The organism is Porifericola rhodea (assembly GCF_030506305.1).
Taxonomy (GTDB): domain Bacteria; phylum Bacteroidota; class Bacteroidia; order Cytophagales; family Cyclobacteriaceae; genus Catalinimonas; species Catalinimonas rhodea.
In genome coordinates this window covers 1-21,229 of the sequence record NZ_CP119421.1, presented here as the reverse complement: position 1 = coordinate 21,229, position 21,229 = coordinate 1, and the positions used below count along the sequence as shown (strand labels likewise).

Annotated in this window: 19 protein-coding genes; 6 read left to right on the top strand and 13 right to left on the bottom strand. The window is 42.7% G+C overall.

Annotated elements, in window-relative coordinates; translation table 11 throughout:
- Positions 1 to 11 precede the first annotated feature (11 nt).
- From PZB74_RS00095 to PZB74_RS00085, 3 genes are read left to right on the top strand one after another with little or no spacing between them, the layout of a single operon-like run.
- Positions 12 to 839 carry an MlaE family ABC transporter permease gene (locus PZB74_RS00095; protein WP_302239756.1) on the top strand — a complete coding sequence of 276 codons (828 nt, stop codon included), beginning with the start codon at positions 12 to 14 and terminating at the stop codon, positions 837 to 839.
- A gap of 1 nt (position 840) precedes the next feature.
- Positions 841 to 1,623, top strand: coding sequence for an ABC transporter ATP-binding protein (locus PZB74_RS00090; RefSeq protein ID WP_302239754.1), 783 nt, complete (start codon positions 841 to 843; stop codon positions 1,621 to 1,623).
- 16 nt (positions 1,624 to 1,639) lie between these two features.
- A complete protein-coding gene (locus tag PZB74_RS00085; protein ID WP_302239753.1) occupies positions 1,640 to 2,638 on the top strand; it encodes an MlaD family protein in 999 nt (332 codons plus the stop codon).
- 21 nt (positions 2,639 to 2,659) lie between these two features.
- Here PZB74_RS00085 and PZB74_RS00080 read toward each other — a convergent pair whose 3' ends face one another.
- From PZB74_RS00080 to PZB74_RS00030, 11 genes are all read right to left on the bottom strand, one after another.
- A complete protein-coding gene (locus PZB74_RS00080) occupies positions 2,660 to 3,868 on the bottom strand; it encodes an aspartate aminotransferase family protein (protein ID WP_302239751.1) in 1,209 nt (402 codons plus the stop codon).
- Between the two features lie 51 nt (positions 3,869 to 3,919).
- Complete coding sequence (pdxH, locus tag PZB74_RS00075) at positions 3,920 to 4,564, bottom strand: pyridoxamine 5'-phosphate oxidase (protein ID WP_302239750.1); 645 nt, start codon at positions 4,562 to 4,564, stop codon at positions 3,920 to 3,922.
- A 62-nt stretch (positions 4,565 to 4,626) separates the two neighbouring features.
- On the bottom strand, positions 4,627 to 6,228 hold the full coding sequence (dnaB, locus tag PZB74_RS00070) for a replicative DNA helicase (protein ID WP_302239748.1): 1,602 nt from the start codon (positions 6,226 to 6,228) through the stop codon (positions 4,627 to 4,629).
- 247 nt (positions 6,229 to 6,475) lie between these two features.
- Entirely contained in the window at positions 6,476 to 6,871 is a 396-nt protein-coding gene (mnhG, locus tag PZB74_RS00065) for a monovalent cation/H(+) antiporter subunit G (RefSeq protein WP_302239747.1), read from the bottom strand.
- Entirely contained in the window at positions 6,868 to 7,131 is a 264-nt protein-coding gene (locus tag PZB74_RS00060; protein WP_302239745.1) for an MrpF/PhaF family protein, read from the bottom strand. Before PZB74_RS00060 ends, mnhG begins: the two co-directional genes overlap by 4 nt.
- On the bottom strand, positions 7,132 to 7,626 hold the full coding sequence (locus PZB74_RS00055; protein ID WP_302239744.1) for a Na+/H+ antiporter subunit E: 495 nt from the start codon (positions 7,624 to 7,626) through the stop codon (positions 7,132 to 7,134).
- Between the two features lie 6 nt (positions 7,627 to 7,632).
- Entirely contained in the window at positions 7,633 to 9,177 is a 1,545-nt protein-coding gene (locus PZB74_RS00050) for a proton-conducting transporter transmembrane domain-containing protein (RefSeq protein WP_302239742.1), read from the bottom strand.
- Entirely contained in the window at positions 9,170 to 9,517 is a 348-nt protein-coding gene (locus tag PZB74_RS00045; RefSeq protein ID WP_302239740.1) for an NADH-quinone oxidoreductase subunit K, read from the bottom strand. The genes PZB74_RS00050 and PZB74_RS00045 overlap by 8 nt, the downstream gene beginning before the upstream one ends.
- Positions 9,518 to 9,528: 11 nt before the next feature.
- Positions 9,529 to 9,942 (bottom strand): MnhB domain-containing protein, encoded by a 414-nt coding sequence (locus tag PZB74_RS00040; protein ID WP_302239739.1) that lies wholly within the window; start codon positions 9,940 to 9,942, stop codon positions 9,529 to 9,531.
- Complete coding sequence (gene mbhE, locus PZB74_RS00035; RefSeq protein ID WP_302239738.1) at positions 9,939 to 12,251, bottom strand: hydrogen gas-evolving membrane-bound hydrogenase subunit E; 2,313 nt, start codon at positions 12,249 to 12,251, stop codon at positions 9,939 to 9,941. Before mbhE ends, PZB74_RS00040 begins: the two co-directional genes overlap by 4 nt.
- Positions 12,252 to 12,324: 73 nt before the next feature.
- Complete coding sequence (locus tag PZB74_RS00030) at positions 12,325 to 13,245, bottom strand: universal stress protein (protein WP_302239737.1); 921 nt, start codon at positions 13,243 to 13,245, stop codon at positions 12,325 to 12,327.
- A gap of 390 nt (positions 13,246 to 13,635) precedes the next feature.
- Here PZB74_RS00030 and PZB74_RS00025 point away from each other — a divergent pair, with 390 nt between their 5' ends.
- The 3 genes from PZB74_RS00025 to PZB74_RS00015 all read left to right on the top strand — a co-directional run bounded on the left by PZB74_RS00025 (position 13,636) and on the right by PZB74_RS00015 (position 18,122).
- Entirely contained in the window at positions 13,636 to 15,015 is a 1,380-nt protein-coding gene (locus PZB74_RS00025) for a UDP-N-acetylmuramate--L-alanine ligase (RefSeq protein ID WP_302239736.1), read from the top strand.
- Positions 15,016 to 15,035: 20 nt separating this feature from the next.
- Positions 15,036 to 15,845, top strand: a complete 810-nt coding sequence (locus PZB74_RS00020) for a 3'-5' exonuclease (protein WP_302239735.1) — start codon at positions 15,036 to 15,038, stop codon at positions 15,843 to 15,845.
- A gap of 96 nt (positions 15,846 to 15,941) precedes the next feature.
- On the top strand, positions 15,942 to 18,122 hold the full coding sequence (locus PZB74_RS00015) for a bifunctional alpha,alpha-trehalose-phosphate synthase (UDP-forming)/trehalose-phosphatase (protein WP_302239733.1): 2,181 nt from the start codon (positions 15,942 to 15,944) through the stop codon (positions 18,120 to 18,122).
- Between the two features lie 78 nt (positions 18,123 to 18,200).
- On the opposite strand, the gene PZB74_RS00010 is transcribed toward PZB74_RS00015, so the two are convergent.
- Together PZB74_RS00010 and PZB74_RS00005 are read right to left on the bottom strand one after the other, a co-directional pair.
- Positions 18,201 to 19,985: a glycoside hydrolase family 15 protein gene (locus tag PZB74_RS00010; RefSeq protein ID WP_302239731.1), complete on the bottom strand. Its 1,785-nt coding sequence runs from the start codon at positions 19,983 to 19,985 to the stop codon at positions 18,201 to 18,203.
- A 173-nt stretch (positions 19,986 to 20,158) separates the two neighbouring features.
- The gene (locus PZB74_RS00005; protein WP_302239729.1) at positions 20,159 to 21,229 is read right to left on the bottom strand and encodes a DUF748 domain-containing protein; all 1,071 of its coding nucleotides are present in this window, start codon (positions 21,227 to 21,229) and stop codon (positions 20,159 to 20,161) included.

Below are 21,229 nucleotides of genomic sequence, written 5' to 3'. Positions count from 1 at the left end.
AACCTATATGCATGAGTCGTGTAAAAGAAGAAACTTCTACGGCTACCGACAAAGAGAAGAAAAAAAATAAAATAGATTATTTGCCAGAGGGGGTACAGGATGGACTAGAGACTGCCTCAGGACTTTTTCAGTTTGCCGTTAATTTTTTTAAAGAGTTATTTCAAAGGCCCTACGAATTTAAAGAAGTATTAAACCAGGCATACCGTCTGGGTTATGGTTCGCTACTGTTGGTGGGCATTTCCAGCTTTATTATGGGTATGGTATTTACCTTGCAGACGCGGCCTACGCTGGTAGAGTTTGGCGCAGAATCTTATATCCCTTCTATGGTTTCGGTGGCCATAATCAGAGAGATTGGTCCGGTAATTACGGCTATGATTTGTGCCGGAAAGGTAGGTTCGGGTATAGGAGCAGAGCTAGGCTCTATGAAGGTTACCGAGCAAATAGATGCAATGGCAGTATCGGGTACTAACCCTTTCAAATATATTGTAGTTACTCGCATACTAGCCATGACTGTTGCACTACCCGTGCTCGTATTCTACGCTGATTTTGTAGGTATGGTGGGTTCCTATCTGGGAGCTAATATTGAAGGTAATATTTCTCTTCCTTTATTTTTTATAGAAAGCATTGCGGCTATCAATTTTATAGATATCGTACCTGCTACTATAAAGTCATTCTTTTTTGGCTTCGCAATCGCTCTGGTAGGTTGTTATAAAGGGTATACTACCAGTAAAGGTACTGTGGGGGTAGGCATGTCTGCAAATTCTGCGGTTGTAGTAGCTTCGCTGATGGTATTTATTATTGACCTCATTGCTGTGCAGGTGACACAATTTTTTAATTGATATGGAGCGAGAGAATGTACACTTATGGACCAGAGAGCAGGCTGAGAAAGATCAAGACAAAGTATTGGTAAAAGCTCGCCACTTCAGGAAAGGATTTGGGGATACGGAAATACTCAGCGATGTCAGTTTTGACCTAAAAGAAGGAGAAAACATGGTAGTGCTGGGTAAATCTGGTACCGGCAAATCAGTACTCATCAAAAGTATGGTAGGCTTGCATAAGCCTGATGGAGGCGAACTGAATGTGCTGGGGCAGGACCTGAAAGATATGGAAGGGGAGGACCTCAGAGAATTGAGAAGAAAAGTAGGCTATCTTTTTCAGGGTGGAGCCTTGTACGACTCTATGACCGTGCGAGATAACATGCGTTTTCCGCTAGAGCGACAAGTAGAGCGCAAACCTGAAGATGAAATAGAAGAGCTGGTAGAAGAAGGTCTTAAAAGCGTAGGATTATTAGATGCTATTGATAAAATGCCGGCTGAACTTTCAGGAGGAATGCAGAAAAGAATAGCCCTGGCAAGGACACTGATACTTCGTCCTAAAATTATGCTCTACGATGAACCTACTACAGGTTTGGACCCGGTTACTTCTAAAGAAATCAGTAAGCTGCTGATGGAAATGAGAGATCGGTACAATATCACTTCTATCATTGTAACGCACGATATCAGTAGTGCTCAGCTTACAGCCGACAGAATCCATATTCTCCGAGATGGAACCCTGGATATACAAGGAAGCTTTGACGAACTAGCCAATTCCGATGATGAGTGGGTTCGTGCATTTTTTGAATGATTTAACACATTAAGCTATGGATGATAGCAAAAGAAAAAATATAAAATTAGGAATATTCGTAATCCTTGGGTTACTCATATTTGTGGCTGCCATATTTTTTATTGGTGCCCGACAAAATTTATTTGGCTCTAACATTCGTATAACTGCTACTTTTAACAATGTAGAAGGTCTGCAAATTGGTAGTCAGGTACGTTTTTCAGGTATTAACATTGGTACTGTGGAGAACGTAGTTCTGGAGAATGATTCTGCTGTTAAAACAACTCTTCTTCTTGAAGAAAGAGCTAGCCGTTTTGTAAAGAAAGATGCTGTAGCCGCTATATCTACGGCTGGGCTGATGGGTAATAAGATTGTTACAATTAGTTCGGGCTCGCAGGGAGAAAGCAGCGTTAGTGATGGAGATCAGCTCAATACTACTTCTCCGGCTAGCATAGAAGATATTATGGCAAACCTCAATAAGACGAGTGAGAGCGCCATGGAAATAGCAGATAACCTTGCGAAAATTAGTGGAAGAATAGAGCAGGGGAAAGGCGTACTTGGAAACCTGGTTGCTGATACGGTTAATGCCGAACAGGTAGAGAGTATCATTACCTCTTTTGAAATGGCGAGTAATAATGTTCAGAGCATATTGCAGGATGTTGATGCTCTTGCATCACGTACCAGAAATGGTGAGGGTGTACTGGGTAAGCTCATGGCCGATCGTGAAACGGCTAGAAAAGTAGAAATTCTGATTGACTCTCTTTCTAAAGTAGGAACTATTTCTACTGCTGTAGCACGTAATGCTTTGGAGTTTAGTGAAAAGCTAAATAATGATAAAGGAGCAGTAGATAAAATTCTGACCGACTCTACGTTGGCCAAAGATATAGGTGAAACTGTTAATCAGGTAAAGCAGACTTCCGCGAGTATAGACAAGACTACAGATAAGATTAACAATAGCTGGATTCTAAATCTGTTTGGAGGGAAAGATAAGAAAAAGAAAAAAGAAGAGGAAAAGAACTCAACCAGCGGAGGAGAATAAGGCTGGTTGAGTTAAAATATACTATTTGCTCTCTTTAATACTTTCCAGTAGTACATCTACGGTAGTATTAAGCTCATCCATGTTAATTACCAGAGGAGGAACGAATCTTACTATGTTTTCTCCTATGGCATTGGCAATTACACCTTTTTCCATCATTTTCATAACTACGGGGCGAGAGGCTATACTAAGTTCTATACCTATCATTAGTCCTTTGCCTCTTACATCTTTAATAGCCTCTTCAGATTTTGCCTCTTTGCGCAAACGCTCCATAATGGCAGTACCATTTTCACTAGCTTTCTGACGAAGCCCTTCTTCTTCTATAGCTTCAATAGTAGCCAAGGCAGCAGCACACCCCAGTGGGTTACCTCCAAAGGTAGTACCATGGTCGCCAAAGTCCAGAGCTTCGGCTACATGCTCGCGAGCCAGCAATGCCCCAATAGGAAAACCACCTCCTAAAGACTTGGCCAAAGACATGATATCAGGCATGACACCGTAGCCCTGAAAAGCAAAGAACTCTCCGGTACGGCCCATTCCCGTTTGTATTTCATCAAATACTAAAGCGATGCTATGCTCATCGCAAAGAGCTCTCAGCTCTTTTAAGAAGGCTGCGTCAGCTGGGTGTATACCACCTTCGCCCTGTATAGGCTCCACCATGATAGCGGCGGTTTGCTCAGTTATCGCTTCTTTAACAGCATTAATGTCATTAAAATCTATCAGCTTAAAGCCAGATGGTATAGGTTCAAAGCCTTTTTGATACTTAGGGCGACCAGCGGCAATAGTAGCTAGTGTACGCCCATGAAAACAGCCATCCATGGTAATAATTTCGCCACCGCGACCTTTGGTGTGTCCATATTTGCGGGCCAGCTTAATCGCCAACTCGTTAGACTCAGCCCCAGAGTTAGTAAAAAATACGCGGTCTAGCCCGGAAATCTCTACTAGCTTTTGCGCCAGCTTCATTTGGGGCTCACTGATAAACAGGTTGGAGATATGCATTAGCTTGCCAGCCTGCTGCTGTACAGCTTCAACCACTTTAGGGTGGCAGTGTCCTACTCCGTTTACTGCAATTCCTGCCAGGGCATCTATATATTCTTTGCCAGAGGTATCCCATACTTTTGCTCCTTCACCATGAGATAAAACCAGTGGGTAGCGTTTAAAAACCTTAAGGTAATAGGCTTCATCAAGTTCTTTAGGCGTAGCAGATGTATTCGTATTTGCTTGCGTGGATTGCATAAGTTGTAAAAATTTTAGATGTCGATAAATGCGAATTTACCAATAATATCGTCATGGTGCTAGTCTTTCTATCTTCCAGCCCTTATCCGCAATTTTAGAATAGCGAATTCGGTCATGCAGGCGGCTGGGGCGTCCCTGCCAGAATTCTATTGTCTGAGGTATTACTGCATAGCCTCCCCAATGTTCGGGGCGTGGTACTTCTTTGCCTTCAAACTGCCGCTCCAGCTCTAGTTTTCGCTTTTCCAAAAAGTCTCTGTCCGCGATTACCTCACTCTGTGGCGATACCCAGGCTCCAATCTGGCTGCCCCTGGGGCGGCTATGGAAATATTGGGTTGAAGTATCCGCAGCCACTTTTTCTACGCTACCTTCTATTCGGACCTGCCTTTCCAACTCTATCCAGAAAAAAGTAAGGGATGCCCAGGGTGTATGCGCCAGGTTTTTGCCCTTGCTGCTCTGGTAGTTAGTATAAAACACAAAAGCTTCTTTTTCTATGCCTTTTAACAATACTACTCTTCCTGATGGCTTACCTTCAGCGCTTACCGTAGAAAGGTGCATAGCGTTAGGTTCAGGCAATTCCGACTGTCGGGCTTCGTTAAACCACTTTTCAAACTGTTGTATAGGATGGCTTAGTACATCACTCACATCCAGTGACTGACGGGAATAATCTTGTCGCATATCTGCGATGGAGATACTCATATGCTTATAGATTAAAAACAAAAAAACAGCTCATAAAAGAGCTGTAAGTTAATAATTGCTTGCTAAAAAGGTGCTCCTTCATCAGGATCATCAGGCTTAAATGAGTCATCAGAAGGCTTAAAACGGTTATTGGCCTTGCTTGAAAAAGTCATGATACCGGGATCGTTAAAAGCCTCAGAATTACCGGCGCTTACCAATTGATTGCCATAAGTATTTCCATCAAAAGAGGTGTCATCTAAGTCGGTAAACTTAGTGTATTTTCCAATAAATTTGAGACGTACAGTTTCCAGCGAACCATTACGGTGCTTGGCTATAATTACCTCACCGGTGCCTTGTACTGGCTGATTGTCCTCATCTTCAGTAATACCATAGTATTCTGGGCGATAGAGGAACATTACCATATCGGCATCCTGCTCAATTGATCCGGATTCCCTTAAGTCGGATAACTGAGGTCGCTTATCGCCACCACGAGTTTCTACTGCACGGCTAAGCTGAGACAGGGCCAGTACTGGAACATCTAGTTCTTTAGCGATATTTTTCATCGCTCGAGAAATGGAGGCGATCTCCTGTTCACGGTTACCCTGGTTGCCCTTACTGCTATCTCCAGACATAAGCTGCAAGTAGTCAATAATGATAAGCTCAATATTGTGCTGTGCTTTAAGCCTTCTACATTTAGAGCGCAGCTCCCGAATAGAGAGAGCAGGGGTATCATCTATAAAGATAGGAGCTTCCGTAAGGTCAGCTGTTTTGTGATACAATTGCTCCCATTCAAAATCTGCCAGGTTTCCTTTCTTAATTTTTTCACTTTCCAATTGTGCCTCGGCTGAGATAAGACGATTAACGAGCTGTACGGACGACATCTCCAGAGAGAAGATGGCTACCGGGTGCCCAAAATCAACAGCTGCGTTTCGCAGGGCAGAAAGTACAAATGCGGTTTTACCCATACCCGGACGAGCTGCAATAATTACCAGGTCAGATTTTTGCCAGCCAGAGGTAACTCTGTCCAGAGCAGTAAAGCCGGTAGGTACTCCGGTTAGTCCATCTTTTCGGTGTTTCTTGGCTTCCAGTTCGTTAATAGCATTTCGCATGATAGAGCGCATATCCGCATAATTTTTACGAATATTAGATTCGGATACGCCAAAAATCTTTTGTTCTACTTTGTCTAGCAGGCTAAAAGTATCGGTAGTGTCTTCATAAGCTTCCTGCTCTATTTCAGAAGCAATAGTGATGAGCTCACGCTTAATGGCCATCTCGGAAATAATACGGGCATGAAACTCAACGTTAGCTGCCGAGTTTACCTTCTGGGTAAGGCCACTCACATAAAAGGCTCCACCAGCAAACTCTAAAGTGCCCAGCTTACGAAGCTGGTTGGTTACTGTAAGTATATCTATAGGCTCTGAATTGTCAAAGAGCTGAAGTATGGCTTTATAAATTTCCTTATGACTGTCTTTGTAGAAGCTGTCTACCTGTAAAATCTCAAGTACGGTAGTCAGAGCCTCTTTTTCCAGCATAAGTGCTCCCAACACGGCTTCTTCTAAATCGGTGGCCTGAGGAGGAAGTTTCCCCATACCGCTATTGATGCCGGCTTTATTGAGGTAGCCTTCAATCCTGTTTCTTCTGTTTTTCTGGTTAGTCGCTCTACTGCCTGGATTATCGCTGCTCATAGCCATGTTAGTGGTTGTGTTGGGTTTCTCGCTTTGAAGTGATTTATAATTTACGAAAATTTGTGTCTTAGTCGCAACGCCTTACGAATGCATGCCCCAAAATTTGATCTAACTCACTGACATTCATTCTATAAATATTTTTGCGTTGCTAATTATGACAGCCCTTCCCGAAAAAAGGGAGGCAATATTAAATAATTTTCTTCAGAGTAGTAAGCAGTTTTATGAGAGATTTTAGTTCGCTTACTCCTTATATTTTTTTGCTTTTTTCTTTGGACGAGCTACCATAATTGTGCTCTACATATCTGGGGTCGTCAGGGGTTTCTTTAGCTTCAATATAATCGTCCAGATTTGTCTTGTTCCAGAAAGGAACACGTACCAGGCTGGCAGCTTTAGCTATTACATGAGCCGATATAGGAGAGCTGAGTACAATAAATAAAGAGATAGATATCGTCTTGATAATTGTTTCTAAGGTATTAAAGTAAATTCCTACGCCGGTAAGTAAAAGTCCCAGGCCGATGGTAGAAGCTTTAGTAACTACCGACATACGAATGTAGAAATCAGGAAAGCGAATAATACCTATTGCGGCGATCATCATAAAAGCGATTCCCGACAGTATAAATATAGCTGCTACAATATTGATCATGGTTTACTTTGATTGATAAGGTAATACGCAAAAGCCAGGGTACCCAGAAAAGCAATAAGCGAAAGTACCACGGCAGCATCTATCAGCAAGGTATCCTCGCTAAGTGCAGCGTAGAGCGCTATAATGGCTATCAGGTTATAAGACATCAGGTCCAGAGCCGTAAGGCGGTCTACAATACTGGGGCCTTTAACAAAACGGTAGCTTATCAGTATGGAGGCCACTACCATCATGAGTAAGCTTATGGTAAATATAGTTTCCATTTATAGTTGGTTAATTGCTAGTATCTTTTTCTCAAATCCCTGCTTTATATTTTTACGGAAAACTTCCCGGCTTTCGTCACTGTACAGGGTATGTACATAAAGCTTCTTCTTATCTTCTGACACATCCAGACTCAATGTGCCGGGTGTTAGGGTAATCATATTGGCAAGTAGCATAATCTCCAGGTCAGTGCTTAAGTCAAGAGGCACAGTAATTACTGCCGGGTGTAGGTTACTGCCCGGGCTTAGTACTTCGTAGCTTACTTTAAGATTTGCTACTACCAGCTCTTTCAAAAAAAACAGAAAAAGCCCACTGGAGAGGTAAATCTGTGTGATGTATTTTTTTCTGAAAATGCCTGCTATTACGCACAAAAGAATAAAACTGACAACAAATAAGGCCAGTGAGAGTAGTCCCGACTTCTGAAAAAACCCTGACTCCTCATGAAGTATTTTAGTGATAGCCCCGGCAAGGATAATGTTTATAAGATATACCCACATATCAGTTTAATTAGATGCATGCTCATTTGTTTGATCTATTGTCCCTAAGACTTCTTCAATATACAGTTCGCGGTTTAGCAGATGCTGAGCAGCCGTTTCTGACCACTGTACAAATGGCTCAGGGTAAAAGCTCATCGCTAGTACCAATAGCATCAGCAAAAGAACAGTGCTGTACATACCTGGGTGCTGGGCAGAGAAGTATCTTTCGCTCATCTGGGGTTCTACAGTTTTACTTTCAGCCGACTTTAAAAACATTTTGAGCCATACCCTTCCTACAGAGAGAAGCGTAAGCAGACCAGTAAGTAAGGCAACACCCACTATCCAGTAGTCTTGCTGCTCCAGACCAGCTCTGGCTAGCACATACTTTCCCCAGAAGCCGCTGAGTGGGGGAATTCCTGATAATGACATGGCAGAGATAAAAAAGCAGCTAGATAAGATAGGCAGCTTCTTGTACAAGCCTCCTGCTTTTGTCAGGTCAAATGTTTTGCTGAACTTCCCGATGAGCCCGCCCATAAAAAAGAGGTTAGACTTTACAATAATGCTGTGTAGAATATAAAATACTGCTCCGCTAATGGCTAGTTGTGTGCCTATGCCCAGTCCCATTACCATGTAGCCCATATGGCTTATGATAAGGTAGGAGAGTATTTTGCGGTAATCCTGCTGTGCTAAAGCGCCCATCATTCCGCTAAGCATTGTTAGTCCGGCAAGCCACAAAATCAGATTCTGAAAGATGGGCATATCCGAAGGGAAGATAAATATAGCTGTCCGAAAGAGGGCGTAGATTCCTACCTTGGTTAGTAGCCCTGCTATTATCGCAGAGATAGCAATAGGCGGAGTATGATAGGAAGCCGGTAGCCAGAAAAAGAGGGGGAAAAGTGCGGCTTTGATCCCGAAACTGATGAGAAAAAAGAGAAAGCCCACATATACTATGGGAGAAATATCCTCTGCATGCAGATATACAGATAGCTGAGCCATATTAGTACTTCCGCTAATGCCATAAAGTATACCTATGCCTGCCAGAAACAGGCTGGAAGCAATAAAATTGATCGTCACATATTTAACCGCCCCTTCCAGTTGTCCTTCTTCTCCGCCCAGAGTAAGCAGTACAAAAGAGGAAATCAGCATAACCTCAAACCATACATAAAGATTAAATATATCGCCGGTTATCAGGGCACCATGAATACCAAACAGCATCAGGAGCAAGGCAGGATAGTAGCCGAAATGCTTACGTTCTAGCGTTACGCTGGTATGTGATAAGGAAAAAAAGTGGATGACCATGCCCAACAGGGCACTGGCACTTAGCATAAGCGCACTCAACATATCTACGACCAAAGTAATACCAAAGGGCGCTTCCCAGTTACCAGCCTGAAGAGAAATAATACCTTGCTCATCTACTCTCTGCAGCAGAGCCAGACCCATAAGTAGGGTAAAGCTTGTTGCCAGCAGATAAATAGTTTGTTGAACTTTAAGGTTTTTCCAGAAAAAAATACAGAACACACCTCCGAGTAAAGGGGCTAGTAAAGGGGCAAGTATCAGAATATGATCAGGCATGCTCCTCCTCCCGGTCAGTTGTTCTTAATTTATCCAGATCGCTGGTACCCGTAACATGGTATACACGTTTGAGTAGTACAATCGCAAATGCCTGAATACCTAAGCCAATTACGATAGCCGTAAGTATCAGGGCCTGTGGTAATGGGTCTGCCAGTTTCTCTACATCCGGCTGCCCGTTGTGCACAAAGGCTGGCATAGCTCTGGTAATGCCTCCGGCAGTAAACAGGAAAAAGTTGCTGGCATGCGCAAAAAGTATAATCCCGATGACCAGCTTAATAAAGCTGCGTTGCATGAGCAGGTAAACTCCCGCAGCATACAGTACACCAGTGATTATCGTCATGATAATTTCCATCAGTCTGTTTCTTCAAATAGGTTAGTAGCAATTTTTAAGGTAATTCCTATAACAAGCAGGTAAACACCCAAATCAAAAAGGGTGGGTGTACCCACTTTTCCGATAAGGGGTATTTTGAAGGGAAACCACAGCCCTTCCAGAAAATGTGCTCCCAATAGTAAGGGTAATATGCTGGCAGAAAAAGCGAATAATAAACCACTGCCTATAAGGGCAAAAGCATTGATGTGATATTTTTTATAAGTGGTTTGTACCCCAAAAGCCATCATGTGTAGAATAAAACCTATAGCAGCAATAAGTGCGGCAATAAAGCCCCCGCCGGGCTGAGCATGTCCCCTAAAAAATACATAAATGGAGACAAGTATGAAGACAGGTAAGAGCAAGCTAATAGCTTTGGAGAGGATTATCGTTCTCATTTTTCTTCTTCTTTTAGGTTAAGGCTGCTCAATGCCAGTATACCAATTGCTGTAATGGCCAGTACGGTAATCTCTCCCATGGTGTCCAGTGCCCTAAAGTCTATCAGGATAACGTTTACCACATTTTCACCTTTAGCTTTAGGGTAACTTTGAGATAGGTAGTACTCTTTTAAGGGAGATGCCAGAGGTACCTCATTTATACTGAGCAGAATCAGGCTCATCAGCCCTCCGAATAGTACAGAAAGGATAATCTGCCCTGCCTTCCTTCTTCTCTTACCAGTATCCAGCAGTTTACGAGGCAAACGGTTAAGGATAAGCATGAAAAATACCAGGGTAATTGTTTCTACCAGAAACTGAGTCATAGATACATCTGGCGCACTAAAAAAAGCGAAGATGGTGGCAACTCCAAAACCCAGCATGCTGGCAGCCAGCAATAAGTTTAAGCGAGAGCGTGTAGTAAAAATGATATACATGCCCATTAAAATGAGTAGGTATGGCACAAACTCGTAGACCCCGGAAAAACTTAAAGGGAGCGTAATTGAGGTTTCTTCTGGAAACAGGCCCAGACCTATGTATGTAGTACCCACCACCAATACCAAAAAGCTAAAAATAGTAAACAGGTAGTTTCTCAAATAACCATTCTGTAGTACCATATTCACCTTGACAGCAAAGGATTGCAGGCTGTTCAGGCCTTTAAAGTAAAGCTGCTCCGGGGCATAAGCATATTCATGACGGGCAAAATGGAGGCCTTTACCAAGTTTAGTTCGTAGGACATAGATGGTAAAGCCAACGGCAAAGGTCAGTAGACTCAAAGCCAATACCCAGTTGAATCCATGCCATAGGCCCAGTTCAATTTCTGTAGCTTTACCTATAATTACACTTGCCGCCGGGCTCAGCAGGTCAATTGAGAGCATATGGTTAAGAAAACCAAAGCTCAGGCCAGCCCCTGCCATGAGTATTGGTGGAAAAAACATACTAAATGGGGCAGGGTGAGGGTTTTTAGGAGAAGCTTCATCTTTATTACCAAAGAATAGTCCCCAGCCTATAATTACTGCTATGGCTACGTATAGCGCGCTGGTTAGAAAGGCTGCGATGGTTAACAATACAGAAAAGCTTGGAGCGTGGAGTGTGCTTTCGTAGAGTTTTTCTTTACCGATAAAGCCTAGGGCAGGAGGAAGTCCTGCCATGGCTATGCTGGCCATAGCCGCTGCGGCAGCTGTCCAGGGCATATGCCGGGCTAAGTCTCCAAGCTTCCGTATATCTTTAGTGCCCGCCTCGTGGTCTACATTGCCAGCTACCAGAAAAAGAGCACCTTTATATAGCGCATGCACTAACAGGTAGACCAGAGCGGCTTTAAGTGCCTCTTCGGTCCCAATTCCAATGGCTGCTACCATCAGACCAAGGGCACTAACGGTAATGTAGGCTAATATCTTTTTGATATCGTACTGCACAAATGACATTACTGCTGCAAAAAGCATAGTAGTACTACCTACCAGCATAAGCGAATCTGACCATAATGCAGAAACTGCTAATACTTCCTGAAAACGGAATAGTAAAAATATACCTGCCTTTACCATAGTGGCAGAGTGTAAATAGGCGCTTACCGGTGTAGGAGCTGCCATAGCGTTAGGCAACCAGAAGTGAAAGGGAAACTGTGCGGATTTGGTAAAGCTGCCCAGTAGTACCAGTAGTATGATAGCAGTAATATAGGGACTCTGCTGTAAGTCAGTACTAAGTACATCGGCTATACTAAATGATTCTGCCGATACCCCTATGAGAATAAGGCCGGCGAGCAGTGCAAGCCCTCCACCAGCGGTTACCAGAAGAGCCTGCATTGCAGAGCTTTGGGCTTCAGCGTCTTCATGTTTATAGCTGATGAGCAGAAAAGAACTGATACTGGTTAGCTCCCAGAAAATATACAGCTGAATTAAATTACCGGAAAGCACCAGCCCCAACATAGATGCCATAAAGGTGAGCATATAGGCAAAAAAGCGGTTGGCATGGGCCTCGCCTTCCATATAGGCGGTGCTGTAAAGTAAGATAAGTGCCCCAAAAACAGTGATAAGCAGCGTGAAAAACAGGCTTAATCCGTCTAGATAAAAACTAAGGTTGAGGTCCAGGCTAGGTACCCAGGCATATGAAAAATCCAGCGCGGACTGCTCATGTATTTTTCCCCAGAATGAAAAGAAATAGACTGCCAGGCAGGCTACCCCGGCAGCAGATACATATCCTATTATTTTGGGTTGCTGCTTATAAAAAATGGCACATATTAAGGCTAGAAAATAACCTATAAGAACTGCTGTAAGCATGAAGTTAAAAAATAAGGCTTAGCTCAAAATTTAAGTATTCAACTACAGCAGTTGTAAGTTGTTTGCGCTATGCCTAAATCTTGAGCAAGGCTTCAAAAAAGCTCATATTATCGTTCTTCTTCTTGACGATAAAAACAGGGATATTGTTTTCGTAATGCAAAATCTGCTCAGCTACGCTACCCAGAAGTATAGAAGCCGCGGCTGTTCTTCCCTGAGAACCAATCATAATCATATCTGCGTTTTTGTCTACCGCAAAGTCATTTAGCTCATCATGGATTTTATCATCTTCGCTTAGGGTATAGTGCGTTTCGCAAACATTCTCATCTAACTCATGCTTTTTAAAGAACTTATGAGAGTCGTTTTCTGCATGTCCTTTCATAATCTCTGCAAACTCCTCGTAGCTTTTTCCGGTTTTGTGGTAGCCGTGAGGTACCGTATACACATGGTGACTGTAAATGGTAACGTCCTTCTTCTTTTCTTTGATATGAATTGCCTGCTCCATAGCCCGCTTGGCATTATCCGAGAAGTCAGCGGCTACCATAATACTATGTACCTGAATATCCGCACCTTTAGGCACAAAAAGTACAGAGCAGTGGCTAAGCTCAGCTATTTTGCCCTGATTTATTTTTGGTTTGCCTTTGCTGGTATGTTTACCTAATACAATCAGGTCTACGTTTTTTCTTTTGGCAAATTTAAGTACCGTATCGGTAGGTTTGCCTTCCAGAATATCTATTTCAATATCGGTTCCGTTTTGCTTACTGAAGTATTTATCTACCGTATCCTGCACCTGATGTTTCAGCGTTTCGTCTACAGGTGCCAGTACGTCCTGATATTTGTCTGCAAGTTCTTCGGGTAGGTTGAGGTCTTTGGCGGCATGTAAAAAATAAACGCTGTCGGCCTCAGTGATCTTAGCCATCTCTGCGGCATAGCGGATGACATCTTCATCCATAGCGCTGAGGTCAACACACACCAAAATTCTTTTAAGCTGGTACATAAATATTATGTTACAATGATAAAAAGGAAAATTCTTCTACTATCAGCCAGTCGCACTCCTGAGCAAATGGCTTATTTATTTATACGGTTGCAGCAGTTGCAGGTAGACTAAATATACCGCTTCTCTTTACAAAAAATAGTGCCTGCGCTAAGTGCCCTGCTATCTAGCCGCAATAGTATCCGGCATAACTTCTTACAGTACGTCGGAAATTTATGGGTCTATTTTAATAAAAAAATAATCATTCCTGAATCTAAAGCTTACATTTCTCACTTAGACTTATTTACCGTATTATGCTATCCTAAACCCAATCAGTGATTTGTCGCTAAGGGTTTTTGTCTTAATTTTGAAACACTAATTAGGAATTGAGGAGGTATAATCAATATTAATTTTATGCAGAACAACATTTCCCGGGTACATTTTATCGCCATTGGTGGTAGTGTTATGCACGATTTAGCGTTGCATCTGGCCAAAAAAGGTATAGTAGTTAGCGGATCTGATGACGAAATTTATGATCCGGCAAAGTCAGCATTAGAGGCGCAGGGCATTCTTCCCGAGCAGTTTGGCTGGTTTCCTGAAAAAATAACTGAAGATCTGGATGCTATTGTGTTGGGTATGCATGCCCGACCTGATAACCCTGAGCTAAAAAAAGCCCAGGAAATGGGGCTGAAGGTGTACTCTTACCCTGAATACATTTACGAGCAAAGCAAAGACAAGCAGCGTATTGTAATAGCGGGTAGCCATGGTAAAACGACAATCACATCTATTATACTGCACGTGCTACAGCATCTGGGGCGTGAGTTTGACTATGTACTAGGAGCCAGAACGGCTACCGTTGATGGGTTGGTAAGCCTGAGTGACGCACCAATTATCGTGATAGAGGGAGACGAGTATCTGACCTCTCCTCTGGACCTTTCTCCTAAGTGCCTGAAATACCAGCATCACATTGGCCTGATCAGCGGTATTGCCTGGGACCACTACAACGTATTTCCCACACTGGATGATTATGTACGTCAGTTTGAGCTCTTTGCAGATGCCTCACCCAAAGCTGGTTCGCTGGTTTATTGCGAAGAAGATGATCTGGCAACCATGATTGGTAGAAAAGAAAGAGCCGATGTAAACCGAATAGAATATAAAGCTCACCCTCATAAAGTAAAAGATGGGGTTACCTATCTGAAAACCGACGATGGAGAACTGGCTATACAACTTTTTGGGTATCATAATATGCAAAATATTAGTGGCGCACTGGAGGTTTGTATGCGTATAGGAGTTCAAAAAAGCGATTTTTACCAGGCTATACCCAGCTTTACCGGGGCTAGCAAGCGACTGGAACTAATAGCTTCTGACGAGACTACTTCGGTGTATAAAGATTTTGCCCATGCACCATCAAAACTACAGGCCACAACTAAAGCAGTAAAGCAGCAGTACCCTAAACGTGAGCTGGTGGCCTGTATGGAACTGCACACCTTTAGCAGCTTGAATAAAGAGTTTATAGGACAGTACCAGGATACCCTTTCAGATGCCGACCTGGGTGTGGTATACCATAATCCGGAAGTATCGCGCCATAAAAAGCTGGAGCCTCTTACCGACGAGCTAATACAGGAAGCGTTTAATAGAAAAGACATTAAAGTGTTTACTGATAGCCAAAGCCTTCAGGAGTTTTTACTGAGCCAGAAGTGGAACAACAAAAACCTACTGCTCATGAGCTCCGGAAACTACGGAGGTCTAGACCTTAATGCCTTTGGGCAGTCTATCATAGAAAATAAATCTTAAAAGAGGATAGTAATAATCTTATGAAATTAAAGCTGAAGAACCCGCTGGCATTTTTTGACCTGGAGACTACCGGTACCAATGTATCTAACGACCGAATTATTGAAATTCATATTATTAAGATACTGCCGAATGGTGAATCAGAAGAAAAGAACGTTCGTGTTAATCCGCAGATGCCGATACCAGCTGAGTCTAGCATGATCCACGGCATTTATGATGAGGATGTAAAAGACCTGCCACCTTTTAAGTCGGTGGCAAAAGAGCTGGCAAAATTTTTAGAGGGCTGCGACCTTTCGGGATTCAATATAATTCGCTTTGATGTTCCCCTGCTGGTAGAAGAGTTTTTGAGAGAAAACATTGAATTTGATGTTAGCAACCGTAAGCTGGTAGATTCACAAAAGATCTTCCATCTGATGGAGAAAAGGACACTTGCCGCTGCTTATGAGTTTTATTGCAAAAAGTCATTGGAAGATGCACACAGTGCCGAAGCAGACACTCGAGCATCTATGGAAGTGCTATTCGCTCAGGTAGAACGTTATCTGAATAAACCCGTCGTAGATGCCAAAGGAAATCAGGTAGGTATTATACAGGATAACGTAAAGTCTTTGCACGATATCTCCAGCACTAAAATGGTAGATCTGGCTGGTCGCTTTGTCATGAATGATCAGGGGGTAGAAGTATTTAATTTTGGTAAATTTAAGAATCGCCCTATCTTGGATGTACTGCAATCCGAACCTGCTTATTACGATTGGATGATGAGAGGTGATTTTCCTTTGGACACCAAAAGAAAGTTAACAGAAATCAGGTTGAGGAGTTTTAAGTTTAAGCATTAATACTTCATTGCCTCTTGTAGCAGAACTTAATGCCTATTTTTATCAGTGATACGATTCGCAATTTTTATATACTATTGACCTAACAAGCTGCAACTCATGGCAAAAACCATAATTGTTTCTAATCGCTTGCCGATTAAAATTCAGAGAAATGAGAAAAAACAACTAGAATACCATACCAGTGCCGGAGGATTAGCCACCGGCTTAGGCTCTATCTACAAAGAAGGAAACAATCTTTGGATAGGTTGGCCCGGACTGGTGTCTACCCGCAAAGACGAAAAAGCCGAGATTACAGAGGCTATTGCCAAAGAAAGTATGATACCCGTCTTCCTTACCGAAGACGACATCAAAGATTTTTATGAAGGCTTCAGTAATGAAACCCTCTGGCCTAATTTCCACTATTTTATCCAATATGCTATTTACGATCCTAAGCTGTGGGAGGCTTACAAACGTGTAAATCGTAAGTTTGCGGATGAGATTGCCAAAAAATGTGATCCTGACGATACCCTATGGATTCACGATTATCAGCTAATGTTAGTGCCGGGCATGCTACGTGAGCGCTTTCCCGATGCCAGCATTGGTTTTTTTCTGCATATACCTTTTCCTTCTTACGAGATATTCCGACTGCTACCCTGGCGTCGCGAAATTTTAAATGGTGTATTGGGTGCCGACTTAATCGGATTCCATACCTATGATGATATGCGTCACTTCCTGAGTTCGGTGAGCAGGCTGGCAGGTCTGAGCAATACCCAGGGGCAGGTGGTAGTAGGCAATCGTACGGTGATGGTAGACTCTTTCCCTATGGGAATTGATTATGACAAATATGCAGAAGCCGCAGCCTCACCTGAAGCGCTGGAGCGCGAAGTGCACTATCGTATTTCTTTAGGAGATCAGAAGCTTATCCTGTCTATAGACCGTCTGGATTATTCTAAAGGTATTCCTCAGCGACTGAGAGCTTTTGAGTTGTTCTTTGAACGCTACCCTCAGTATCGTGACAAAGTTTCCCTGATTATGGTTGTAGTGCCTTCTCGCGATCAGGTGGGCAAGTATAAAGAGCTTAAAGAAGAGGTGGATCGCCTGGTGGGTAGAATTAACGGGCGATTTGGTAAAATCAACTGGACGCCGGTACATTTCTTCTACCGTTCATTCCCGCTGGAAGAGCTCTCTGCATTCTACCGTATGGCTGATGTTGCTTTGGTTACTCCTATGCGTGATGGTATGAACCTGGTGTGTAAAGAATTTATCGCCAGCAAAATCAACAAGAAGGGAGTGCTTATTTTGAGTGAGATGTGTGGTGCTTCCAAAGAGCTTTCAGATGCTATACTTATTAACCCTAATGATATAGACCAGATTGTAGATGCCATACATAAGGCCCTGACCATGCCTGAGTCTGAGCAGATTATGCATAACACTATTATGCAAAACTCGCTTAAGCGCTACAATATTTCGCATTGGGTAGACCTCTTTATGACCAGCCTTAATAATATTAAGAATGCGCAGCGAGGTATGCAGACACGTAAAATGGATGAGCTGTCGCTGGAGAAAATGCTGATGAGCTTCTCTAAAGCTGATGAACGGCTGATCTTTCTGGATTATGATGGTACACTTTCCGGTTTTCATCCCGATCCTAAAGATGCCAAACCCGATGAGGAATTAATTGGTATTATTAAAAAGCTTACCAAAGAAGAGAAGAACAGGGTGATAATTATTAGTGGCAGAGACAAAGACACCTTAGAAGAATGGCTGGGGCATCAGCAGGTAGACCTGATTGCTGAGCATGGCGTATGGATGCGAGAGCATGATTCTGAGTGGCGTACCATTGCGGCTATGAAAAACAATTGGAAGAAAGAAATACTGCCGGTGCTGGAACTGTACGTAAACCGTACACCTGGTTCATTTATAGAAGAAAAAGATTATTCTTTAGTCTGGCATTACCGTAAAGTAGAGACCGGGCTGGGAGAATTACGTACCCGTGAGCTTACCAGCCATTTGAAGTATCTCTCATCTAATAGCAACCTTCAGGTATTGGAAGGCGATATGGTAGTAGAAATTAAGGATAGAGAAGTAAACAAAGGACGTACGGCAGCCCAGTGGCTGGAGAATTATCCTTATGACTTTGTAGTAGCGATTGGTGATGATTTTACTGATGAAGATACCTTCCGTGCCATGCCTAAAGATGCCTATACCATCAAAGTAGGTAGTAAAACCTCAGCAGCAAGGTTTAGTGTCAATACTTTTCATGATGTGAGAGACCTGCTAAAGGCATTAATCGCATATTAGTTTTTAGGACGAGACAGATAATAATAAGAAAGCCGGCTCTTATGAACCGGCTTTTTCTATGTTGAAGAGCTATACAGTCTATTCCAAAAAGTCTGGAGCATCTAGTTTCGTAGCAATTCTGTAAGCCGCATTTACCAGGCCTACATGGCTATAAGCCTGAGGGAAATTACCCCACTGGCTACCAGTAGCTGCATCCACATCTTCGCTAAACAAGCCCAGATGATTACTGTATTGCATAATGTTTTCAAATGTTTCGGTAGCTTCATCTACACGCCCCACACAGGCCAGAGCTTCTACATACCAGAAAGCACAGATCAAAAATGTAGTTTCGGGCATACCAAAATCGTCCATATGGAGGTAACGGTAGAATAGCCCGTCTTCTGACTTAAGCTCCTTCTCCAGGCTTTTTAGGTGATTTTTAGCCCTGTCGGAGTTGCCGTCCAGATAATTCATCATAATGAGTTGTAGGGTGCTGGCATCCAGGTTTTTGGTACCAATGGCCTGAGTGTATACCTTACGTTCTGGATCGTAGCATTCTTCAATTTTATCAACAGCGGCCTGTTTCAGTTTAGAAGCCTTAATCTCTAACTCTTTATCGCCAAGGCGTTTGGCAATTTTTATTGCGGCAGAGCTACCCGCCCAGTGGAAGAGGTAAGTATAGCAATGGTACTGGCTCAGGTCTCTGAACTCCCAAAGTCCGGCATCTGGCTCATACATCACTTCCTCAATTTTTTGAAGCACGTCGTACACTAGATTCTGGGAGCCTGCTCGCTCGTCGTTGATAAAACGGTGGTCTACATAAAGTGGGAGTAGAGATAACAATACCTGTCCGTATACGTCATTTTGAATATGCTCATAAGCCTGGTTACCCACACGTACGGGCTGGTTTCCTAAATACCCTTTAAGGTCCATGATCTTCTCTATCAGCTGATCGCTGCCGCTAATTGAGTAGAGTGGCTGATAGCGACTTTTCTGGCTGGCAGATATATTGGCAATGTAGTAGAAATACCGCTCTAGCTCTTCAAAGTGGCCAATATGGTTAAAGGCTGTAAGTGTATAATACGTATCGCGAAGCCAGCAATAGCGATAGTCCCAGTTTCTGCCACTTCCGGGGGCTTCCGGTAAGCTGGTAGTAGTAGAAGCTATAATACCGCCAGTATCTTCAAACTGATGAATTTTGAGAACTAAAGCAGAGCGAATAACCTGCTGCTGGTAAAAATCACTAATACTGGTACTCTTTACCCAGTGCTGCCAGTAGTTTACTGTTTTTTGTTGAAAGTTTTCGGAAGTGCTTTCTACAGGTGCTTCCAGCGGTGCGCCATAAGTAAGTACAAGATAACGCGTATCATTAAGTACAAAATGCTGCTCTTCCAGTATGTAGGTTAGCGAGATATTGGTAGTCAGCCTAATTTCGCTTTGCAGACCCAGAAACTTAATGTGGTTACTGGCCTGGTTCATGGATGGTTTTAAGCTCCCATACTCACCCACTGGGTCGCACTTCACTTTTACGCGTGGCGTGCCCGAAAGGGGCTCAATCTTACGAATGAGCATAAGTGGTTTAAAGTAACGGTCATATTGGAAGAAGCGGGGAGCAAAATCGGTTACTCTGTACTTGCCATCTTCATTCTCTATTTCGGTGCAAAGCACGTTGGTATTTTCTATATAATACTGATGAGAATTAAAGTTGTCGGTAGAAGGTAGAATGCTAAACTCGCCTCCTTTTTCATCGTCCAGCAAACCTCCAAAGACGAAGCTGCTGTCGAAGCGAGGCCAGCATAGCCAGTTGATGTTAGTGTTTTTGTGTACAAGAGCCAAAAAAGCGCAGTTTCCTATTACGCCAAAGTCGTAAGTGTGTTTATTCATGCTATCTTCTCGATTTTGCGAATTAGCCCATTCCTGAAAAAGTTATGCAGTGGAATAAGGCAAAAGTTAAGTTTGGTTAAGTTTAGCTATCAAACAGTCAATGCCTGATGCTGTTTAAAAATACACAGAAAGATTATAAATTAAGCCTTTTAGTACTTTTCTTAAACAAATTCCTAATTAGTATCAGCTTTTGCTCTTCGTTCAAACTCTTTTTCAAAGGCATCTACAAACGCATTTCTTAAGATATTCCAGACCGTTTTAGAGATGTCCGGATCCATTTTATCTAAGGATCCCTGAATTGGAATACGGGTAGCCACCTGGTCCTGTGGCTGATTTTCCAGGCTTTCCGCTCCCAGGCCTACCAGTGCTTCCCATGCTTTCCCAAAGAATCCTTTGTCATCTTTAAGGTCTTCTTCCAGTGAAAAGACATCCAGATTATCAAAAAATGGTTTGATGTAGCCATCTAGTTGTCCATCAGTAAGCTGTAATTCTGTAATAGTTGTGAAAGTGCCGGCATGAACATCAAAATTCGCGTAGGCTTTAATGAAATCATTAAGAGATGTCAAATCCAGGTTTTTCAATTCAAAATTAGCATTGAGGTCAGGCATTTCTTTCAAAACGTTCATCTGCATATCCAGACTTATCTCTCCATTTCCTACTGTGACTGCACTTGCCTTTAAAGAGGAGGGGAGTTTATCTGTACTATCATTTACATTACTAATATTTTCTATCAGTAAGTTGAGTTCATGCAGGTAAATATCTACTTCAGGATTAACATTAGGGTCAAAGTAGGAGAGACGCCCGCTTTTAATTTCAAACCTGTTAATGGTTAAAGGAATCAGGTTCTGAACAGTTTGTGTCCAGTCCTCCTCTGCACCGGTCTGTTCGCTGGTGCTGTCATCTTCCACTGTAGGAGTGACCACCATATTTACTTTAGGGTTTATAACTAATATCTCACCGACAATACTACCTTTGAGCAGGGCATCCCACTGTACCGATAAATCCATAGTATCAATACTGACAAAAGGTTTTTCTACTTCATTGCTGATTTTGTTAATCTCTATACCTTTTATTTTGTATGCGCCACGGTACAGGCGAATATCCACATCAGCTATACTTCCTGAGTAATGTTCCAGTTTATTGAGTTCTCGGTTGACGTAATGTTCGGCTACAGGCTCCAGCAGTAAGCGAATAAGAATAATTATTCCTACAATAATAAGCAGGGTGATCCATCTTTTCTTCAT

What these genes read in the sequence shown, in the direction of transcription:
- PZB74_RS00090 (WP_302239754.1), top strand. Translation starts at nt 841, where the DNA reads ATGGAGCGAGAGAATGTACACTTATGGACCAGAGAGCAGGCTGAGAAA.
- PZB74_RS00085 (WP_302239753.1), top strand. Translation starts at nt 1,640, where the DNA reads ATGGATGATAGCAAAAGAAAAAATATAAAATTAGGAATATTCGTAATC.
- mbhE (WP_302239738.1), bottom strand. Translation starts at nt 12,251, where the DNA reads ATGCTTACAGCAGTTCTTATAGGTTATTTTCTAGCCTTAATATGTGCC.
- PZB74_RS00045 (WP_302239740.1), bottom strand. Translation starts at nt 9,517, where the DNA reads ATGACGATAATCACTGGTGTACTGTATGCTGCGGGAGTTTACCTGCTC.
- dnaB (WP_302239748.1), bottom strand. Translation starts at nt 6,228, where the DNA reads ATGAGCAGCGATAATCCAGGCAGTAGAGCGACTAACCAGAAAAACAGA.
- PZB74_RS00025 (WP_302239736.1), top strand. Translation starts at nt 13,636, where the DNA reads ATGCAGAACAACATTTCCCGGGTACATTTTATCGCCATTGGTGGTAGT.
- mnhG (WP_302239747.1), bottom strand. Translation starts at nt 6,871, where the DNA reads ATGATCAATATTGTAGCAGCTATATTTATACTGTCGGGAATCGCTTTT.
- PZB74_RS00050 (WP_302239742.1), bottom strand. Translation starts at nt 9,177, where the DNA reads ATGCCTGATCATATTCTGATACTTGCCCCTTTACTAGCCCCTTTACTC.
- PZB74_RS00020 (WP_302239735.1), top strand. Translation starts at nt 15,036, where the DNA reads ATGAAATTAAAGCTGAAGAACCCGCTGGCATTTTTTGACCTGGAGACT.
- PZB74_RS00040 (WP_302239739.1), bottom strand. Translation starts at nt 9,942, where the DNA reads ATGAGAACGATAATCCTCTCCAAAGCTATTAGCTTGCTCTTACCTGTC.
- PZB74_RS00030 (WP_302239737.1), bottom strand. Translation starts at nt 13,245, where the DNA reads ATGTACCAGCTTAAAAGAATTTTGGTGTGTGTTGACCTCAGCGCTATG.
- PZB74_RS00095 (WP_302239756.1), top strand. Translation starts at nt 12, where the DNA reads ATGAGTCGTGTAAAAGAAGAAACTTCTACGGCTACCGACAAAGAGAAG.
- PZB74_RS00080 (WP_302239751.1), bottom strand. Translation starts at nt 3,868, where the DNA reads ATGCAATCCACGCAAGCAAATACGAATACATCTGCTACGCCTAAAGAA.
- PZB74_RS00010 (WP_302239731.1), bottom strand. Translation starts at nt 19,985, where the DNA reads ATGAATAAACACACTTACGACTTTGGCGTAATAGGAAACTGCGCTTTT.
- PZB74_RS00055 (WP_302239744.1), bottom strand. Translation starts at nt 7,626, where the DNA reads ATGTGGGTATATCTTATAAACATTATCCTTGCCGGGGCTATCACTAAA.
- pdxH (WP_302239750.1), bottom strand. Translation starts at nt 4,564, where the DNA reads ATGAGTATCTCCATCGCAGATATGCGACAAGATTATTCCCGTCAGTCA.
- PZB74_RS00060 (WP_302239745.1), bottom strand. Translation starts at nt 7,131, where the DNA reads ATGGAAACTATATTTACCATAAGCTTACTCATGATGGTAGTGGCCTCC.
- PZB74_RS00005 (WP_302239729.1), bottom strand. Translation starts at nt 21,229, where the DNA reads ATGAAGAAAAGATGGATCACCCTGCTTATTATTGTAGGAATAATTATT.
- PZB74_RS00015 (WP_302239733.1), top strand. Translation starts at nt 15,942, where the DNA reads ATGGCAAAAACCATAATTGTTTCTAATCGCTTGCCGATTAAAATTCAG.